Raw genomic sequence first — 6,350 nt, forward strand, 5'->3', positions numbered from 1 at the left:
ACTCTATCAGATCTTTCCGATCCGATTTCCTCGGTGCTTTCCGGTCCCGATTCTTTTTCTCTCGGGGCCTTCCGGCGCTTTCCGACTTTATCAGAATCATTTCCGGCTACCTAATCGGTGGCTTTTCGTGATTCTCGACAAGAATCGGGAGTGAGTCAGACTCTAGTTGATTGCTACCGAGCTGTACAGCTCCAGGCAACTACCTGAATCTACCTCCCCGCAGCCGCCGTGTCAACAGCTTTTGCGGGCACCGGAGGACAGTACCAGCTCGGCGGGGGGCGACGCACATCGGCGGCGGGGGCGGTCAGGCCGGGAAGGCCGAGGGGGGCGAGTCGAGGTCCTCCAGCTCGATGCCGGGGGCGGCGAGGACGACGTCGCCGGCGATGTGGACGGTGTGCCGCTCTCCTGTGTCCAGGGTGCTGACCTGGTACTCGTCGACGAGCAGGGGGCCGTTGTCAGTGGGGTGCGCTTCGCTTTTCAGCAGGGCCCAGGACTGGTCGACGGTGAGGGGGGCGAGGACCGGGTCCGTGAAGGTGACGAGGCGGACGCGGGTCTCGGGGGAACCGGGGGGGAGGCGGAGGAGGCGGGTGAGGGCGATCAGGAACGCCGGGGAGGTGCCGGAGAAGGCGTGGGCGCGGACGTTGCCTTCGGTGGCGTGGGTTCCGGTGGGGTCGGTGCGGACCCAGGTGACGCCGTCGAGGGCGGCTCCGCGGACCTGCCAGCTCGCCGCGTGGAGTTCCAGGCGGATCGGGCGGCCGAGTTCGTCGACGGCCAGGTCGACGGAACCGGCGTGGTCGCCGGAGGGGGTGGTGATCTGGGAGACGTAGCGCCAGCCGGAGGGTCCGGGGGCGCAGTGGAAGTGTTCTTCGCCGAGGGGGGTGTGGTCGTGCGGGTCGTGGAGCGAATAGCGGCCGCGGGGCATGGGTCCTCGGGTGGCTTCCGGGAGGGGTGAGGGCGGGCGGGGAACGGGGCAGGCCCCCGGCACGGGGGTGCGGGGGCCTGCCTGAGTCCTCGTTACTGGGCCTGGGGCATCAGTAGCGGTAGTGGTCCGGCTTGTACGGACCCTCGACCTTGACGCCGATGTAGGCGGCCTGCTCCGGGCGGAGCGTCGTCAGCTTGACGCCGAGGGCGTCGAGGTGGAGGCGGGCGACCTTCTCGTCCAGGTGCTTGGGCAGCGTGTACACGTCGGTCGGGTACTGCTCCGGCTTCGTGAACAGCTCGATCTGGGCCAGGGTCTGGTCCGCGAAGGAGTTCGACATCACGAACGACGGGTGACCGGTCGCGTTGCCGAGGTTCAGCAGGCGGCCCTCGGACAGGACGATGAGGACCTTGCCGTCGGGGAACGTCCAGGTGTGGACCTGCGGCTTGACCTCGTCCTTGACGATGCCGGGCACCTTGGCGAGACCGGCCATGTCGATCTCGTTGTCGAAGTGACCGATGTTCCCGACGATCGCCTGGTGCTTCATCCTGGCCATGTCCGAGGCCATGATGATGTCCTTGTTGCCCGTCGTCGTGATGAAGATGTCGGCCGTCTCCACCACCTCGTCCAGGGTCGTCACCTGGTAGCCGTCCATCGCCGCCTGCAGCGCGCAGATCGGGTCGATCTCCGTCACGATCACCCGGGCGCCCTGACCGCGCAGCGACTCCGCGCAGCCCTTGCCGACGTCGCCGTAACCGCAGACCACGGCCGTCTTGCCGCCGATCAGGACGTCCGTGGCCCGGTTGATGCCGTCGATCAGGGAGTGCCGGCAGCCGTACTTGTTGTCGAACTTCGACTTCGTCACGGCGTCGTTCACGTTGATCGCCGGGAAGAGGAGGGTGCCGGCCTGCATCATCTCGTAGAGACGGTGGACGCCGGTGGTGGTCTCCTCGGTGACGCCGCGGATCTCGGACGCCAGCTGGGTCCACTTCTGCGGGGACTCGGCGAGGGTGCGGTTGAGGAGCTGGAGGATGTAGCCGTACTCCTCGCTGTCCGCGGTGGACGGGTCCGGGGCGGAGCCGGCCTTCTCGAACTCGACGCCCTTGTGGACGAGGAGGGTGGCGTCACCACCGTCGTCGAGGATCATGTTCGGGCCGCCGGTGGGGGTGTTCGGCCAGGTCAGGGCCTGCTCGGTGCACCACCAGTACTCCTCCAGGGTCTCGCCCTTCCAGGCGAAGACCGGGACGCCCTGCGGGTTCTCCGGGGTGCCGTTCGGGCCGACGGCGATGGCCGCGGCGGCGTGGTCCTGGGTGGAGAAGATGTTGCAGGAGGCCCAGCGGACCTCGGCGCCGAGGGCGACGAGGGTCTCGATGAGGACGGCGGTCTGCACCGTCATGTGCAGGGAGCCGGTGATGCGGGCGCCGGCGAGGGGCTGCTGCTCGGCGTACTCGCGGCGGATCGCCATCAGGCCGGGCATCTCGTGCTCGGCGAGGGTGATCTCCTTACGGCCGAAGGTGGCCAGGGACAGGTCGGCGACCTTGAAGTCCTGGTGTGCGGCGGTCGTCATGACGGGTGCTGCTCCTCGTGGATCGAGTGGCGAGGGACGGGTGTGGCGCCTGACACCGCGGTCGAGGCACCTGCGGGCACACGAATGCCCGGGTGGTTCGCGGTGCAGTCGTCGGAGGCCCTCTCTCCCTCGGCCGGTCCCGGGGGACCGCCCGACCGCCATCAGCAGCGACGTCTGGCTCGTCACGAATCTACACCGATCGGCCCACGGCCCGCAGGCCGTACGGGCGAGGCCCCCGGGGCGCGTGCTGCGCTCCGGGGGCCTCGGCAGGATGTTCGGCGGGTGTGCGGGGTCAGTGGCCGGTGCCGCCGGGGCCGCCGGGGGTGGCGGACGGGTCGGGGCCGGCCGCGGCGGCGGACTCGCTGTAGACGTCCGGCTCCAGGTAGATCACCCGGGCGATCGGGACGGCGGCGCGGATCCGCTCCTCGGCGGCGTCGATGGCGCGGGCCACGTCGGCGGCCGTGTCGTCGTGCGCGACGGCGATCTTGGCGGCGACGAGGAGCTCCTCCGGGCCGAGGTGGAGGGTGCGCATGTGGATGAGGCGGGTGACGGTGGTGCCGTCGACGATGGCGTCCTCGATCTTCTTCACCTCGTCGAGGCCGGCGGCCTCGCCGAGGAGGAGCGACTTGGTCTCCAGGGCGAGGACGATCGCGATGAGGATGAGCAGGACGCCGATGCAGAGGGTGCCGATGCCGTCCCAGATGCCGTCGCCGGTGAGGAGGGCGAGGCCGACGCCGCCGAGGGCGAGGATCAGGCCGACGAGGGCGCCGAGGTCCTCCAGGAGGACGACGGGCAGCTCGGGGGCCTTGGCCCGGCGGACGAACTCCTTCCAGGAGAGGCCGCCGCGGACCTGGTTGGACTCCTTGATGGCGGTGCGGAAGGAGAAGGTCTCGGCGATGATCGCGAAGACGAGGACGCCGACCGGCCAGTACCACGCCTCGATCTCGTGGGGGTGCTTGATCTTCTCGTAGCCCTCGTAGATGGCGAACATGCCGCCGACGGAGAAGAGGACGATGGAGACGAGGAAGGCGTAGATGTACCGCTCGCGGCCGTAGCCGAAGGGGTGCTGGGGGGTGGCCTCGCGCTGGGCCTTCTTGCCGCCGACCAGGAGCAGGCCCTGGTTGCCGGAGTCGGCGAGGGAGTGGACGCTCTCGGCGAGCATCGAGGACGAGCCACTGAAGAGGAACGCCACGAACTTGGCTGCGGCGATCGCGAGGTTGGCGGCGAGGGCCGCCACGATCGCCTTGGTTCCGCCTGACGCGCTCATGGGTCTGTCTGTTCCCTTCGTCGATGCTCCGGCCCGGTGACCGGGACCGCGGTACGGCCGGTCATTGTTGCATCAGGCCACGACGGTGGCGCGGAACACGGTGCCCGCTCCGGAGAGTTCGACGGGCTCGCCGGCGGGGACGAAGACGGACTCGCCCGGGGAGAGGGTGGTTTCGCCCGCTTTCGGGCGTCCGGCGGTGGCGAGCAGGATCTGGGGGGTGGCAGCGGTGAGGTCGGTGGGGGCGGCGCCCTCGGCGCGTACGAGGCGGGAGAGCCGGAACTCGTCGATGGGGGTCTCGTAGACCTCCTCGCCCGACGGGGACGCCTCGGGGCGCAGCACGCCGGGGTCGCCGGGCTCGAAGCGGACGATCCGGAGGAGTTCGGGGACGTCGACGTGCTTGGGGGTGAGGCCGCAGCGGAGCACGTTGTCGCTGTTGGCCATGATCTCGACGCCGAGGCCGGAGAGGTAGGCGTGCGGGACGCCGGCGCCCAGGTAGAGGGCCTCGCCGGGCTGGAGCCGGACGTGGTGGAGGAGCATCGCGGCGATGACGCCGGGGTCGCCCGGGAAGTGGTGGGCGAGGACGGCGTACGGGGCGAAGGCGCCGCCGAGGCGCTCGGCGGCCGCGGCGGCCTCGGTGACGGTGTGCGCCATCTCGTCCGGGTCGGCGGTGAGCAGGGCCGTGAGGACCTCGCGGAGGGCGTCCTCCTCCGGGTGGGCGTGGAGGAGGTCCGCGTACGGCTTGAGGGAGTCGACGCCGAGGGCGGCGAGGGTGTCGGCGGCCTCGGCGGGGACGCGGAAGCCGCAGAATCCCTCGAAGGGGGTGAGGGCGCAGATCAGTTCGGGCTTGTGGTTGTCGTCCTTGTAGGTGCGGTGGGGGGCGTCGACCGGGATGCCGGCGGCCTCCTCCGCGGCGTGTCCGGCGCGGGCCTGCGCCAGGTCGGGGTGGACCTGGAGGGAGAGCGGGGCCCCGGCGGCGAGGACCTTGAGGAGGAAGGGGAGGCGGGGGCCGAACTTCTCGACGGCGGCCGGGCCCAGTTCGCGTGCGGGGTCGGCCTCGATCAGCTCGTTCAGCGGCCCGCGGGCGGTGAGCGAGGGGGCACCGGGGTGGGCGCCCATCCACATCTCGGCCTGCGGCTCGCCGGTGGGGGCGGTGCCGAGCAGTTCCGGGATGGCCGTCGTGGATCCCCAGGCGTAGGGACGGACGGTGTTGACGAGGCGGTCCATGGTGCCTTCCAGCTCCTCGGGCGGTGACGGTGGCGATGACGGTGCCAGACGACAGATGACAGGGGGCGGGTGACGCGCGGGCGTCCGGGAGCGGGCGTGCGGGTGACCGGGGCCGTACGCCGGTGTGGCCCGGGGGCGTGCGCCGGGGAGGGGCGCTCCCGTGCTCCCCGTGTCGTCCTGCGGGGCGTCAGGGGGCCATGTGGCCCGAGGTGGTGAGGGCGAGGTAGACGGCGGCGAAGTCGGTGACGGCGAGGAGTTCCGCGAGGGTCTCCAGGGCGTCGCCCTCCTCGGGTTCGAATTCACTGACCGCGGTCTCGTGCCCGAGGGCGAGTTCGCGGGCGGCGGGGGCGGCGCTGAGGCTGCCGGCCGGGCGGTCGCGGAGGAGGACGACGCGGGCGCGCAGGGCCTCGGGCTCCTCGACGCGGTCGCGGAAGAAGTCGTCGGGGTCGGCCGCGGCGGCGTAGGCGCCGGCCAGGAGGACGCCGTGGGCGGGGAGCGCCTCGGGGAGGGCGGCGGCGAGGGCGGCGAGGCCGGCGAGTTCGGCGAGGACGGCGGCGAAGCGGCGGCCGACCGGTCCCGCGGCGTCGCCCTCGGTCCAGATCAGGGGCAGCGTCTCGGCGAGGTCGGCGGCGAGGGTCTTGGCCGGGTTGGAGTACGTGGCGATGGCGGGGCCGCAGCGTTCGGCGGTGCGGTCGAGCCGGTCGGCGACGCGCTCCAGGGCCTCGGGCGGGGCTTCGAGGAGGCCGACGCGGTCGAGGAGGGCGAGCAGCGGGGTGAAGAGGGCCCAGAGGGCGCCGGGGCTGGCGGCGAGGTTCTCGCCGTACTCGTCGGGTGCCTCGTGCGGGGCCATCGCGAGGGGGACGAAGAGGCCGCGGGAGCCGTTGACGGCCTCGGAGAGCGGGGAGCCCTCGGGGGCGACGGCGGCGACGGTGATGCCGCGGCGGTACGCCTGCTCGGCGAGGAGGGCGAGGCCGGGTTCGGAGCCGTCGGTGGTGGGCAGCAGGAGCAGGTCCACGGAGCCGGCCCAGCCGGGCAGGGTCCAGCGCAGGGCGCCGGCGGCGGGGGCGACGCCGGTGGGCGCGAGGCGTACGACGGGGGCGGAGGCGCCGGCGAGGGCGCCGATCAGGTCGGCGACGCCGGCGGCGGCGGTGCCGGGGCCCGCGACGAGGACGGCGCGGGGGCGGCCCTCGGGGCGGAGTTCGGCGATGCCGGCCTCGGTGGCGTGGCGGGCGGCGGTCCGGACCCGGGCGCCGGCCTCGGCGGCGCCGCGGAGGAGGCCGCGGCGGTCGGCCAGGGCGAGGGCGTCCGGTGCGTCGAGCAGGGTCTCGTCCAGCATGGGACCTCCGGGGTGCGGGGCGGCCTGGCCGGGGACA

The 6,350-nt window shown here is 72.3% G+C and carries 5 protein-coding genes; all 5 read right to left on the reverse strand.

Annotated elements, in window-relative coordinates:
- Window positions 1-304: 304 nt before the first annotated feature.
- Window positions 305-922: a hypothetical protein gene (locus AB0E83_RS34695; protein ID WP_362120695.1), complete on the reverse strand. Its 618-nt coding sequence runs from the start codon at window positions 920-922 to the stop codon at window positions 305-307.
- 109 nt (window positions 923-1,031) lie between these two features.
- On the reverse strand, window positions 1,032-2,486 hold the full coding sequence (gene ahcY / locus AB0E83_RS34700) for an adenosylhomocysteinase (protein WP_362120696.1): 1,455 nt from the start codon (window positions 2,484-2,486) through the stop codon (window positions 1,032-1,034).
- 292 nt (window positions 2,487-2,778) lie between these two features.
- Window positions 2,779-3,753, reverse strand: a complete 975-nt coding sequence (locus AB0E83_RS34705) for a cation diffusion facilitator family transporter (RefSeq protein ID WP_362120698.1) — start codon at window positions 3,751-3,753, stop codon at window positions 2,779-2,781.
- 72 nt (window positions 3,754-3,825) lie between these two features.
- Window positions 3,826-4,977: a mannose-6-phosphate isomerase, class I gene (gene manA, locus AB0E83_RS34710; protein ID WP_362120700.1), complete on the reverse strand. Its 1,152-nt coding sequence runs from the start codon at window positions 4,975-4,977 to the stop codon at window positions 3,826-3,828.
- A gap of 187 nt (window positions 4,978-5,164) precedes the next feature.
- Complete coding sequence (locus tag AB0E83_RS34715; RefSeq protein WP_362120702.1) at window positions 5,165-6,313, reverse strand: SIS domain-containing protein; 1,149 nt, start codon at window positions 6,311-6,313, stop codon at window positions 5,165-5,167.
- Window positions 6,314-6,350: the final 37 nt, after the last annotated feature.

It is taken from the genome of Streptomyces sp. NPDC035033 (assembly GCF_040636735.1).
Classification (GTDB): domain Bacteria; phylum Actinomycetota; class Actinomycetes; order Streptomycetales; family Streptomycetaceae; genus Streptomyces.

Coding starts and splice junctions, on each gene's coding strand:
- AB0E83_RS34705 (WP_362120698.1), bottom strand. CDS start 3,753: ATGAGCGCGTCAGGCGGAACCAAGGCGATCGTGGCGGCCCTCGCCGCC.
- manA (WP_362120700.1), bottom strand. CDS start 4,977: ATGGACCGCCTCGTCAACACCGTCCGTCCCTACGCCTGGGGATCCACG.
- AB0E83_RS34695 (WP_362120695.1), bottom strand. CDS start 922: ATGCCCCGCGGCCGCTATTCGCTCCACGACCCGCACGACCACACCCCC.
- ahcY (WP_362120696.1), bottom strand. CDS start 2,486: ATGACGACCGCCGCACACCAGGACTTCAAGGTCGCCGACCTGTCCCTG.
- AB0E83_RS34715 (WP_362120702.1), bottom strand. CDS start 6,313: ATGCTGGACGAGACCCTGCTCGACGCACCGGACGCCCTCGCCCTGGCC.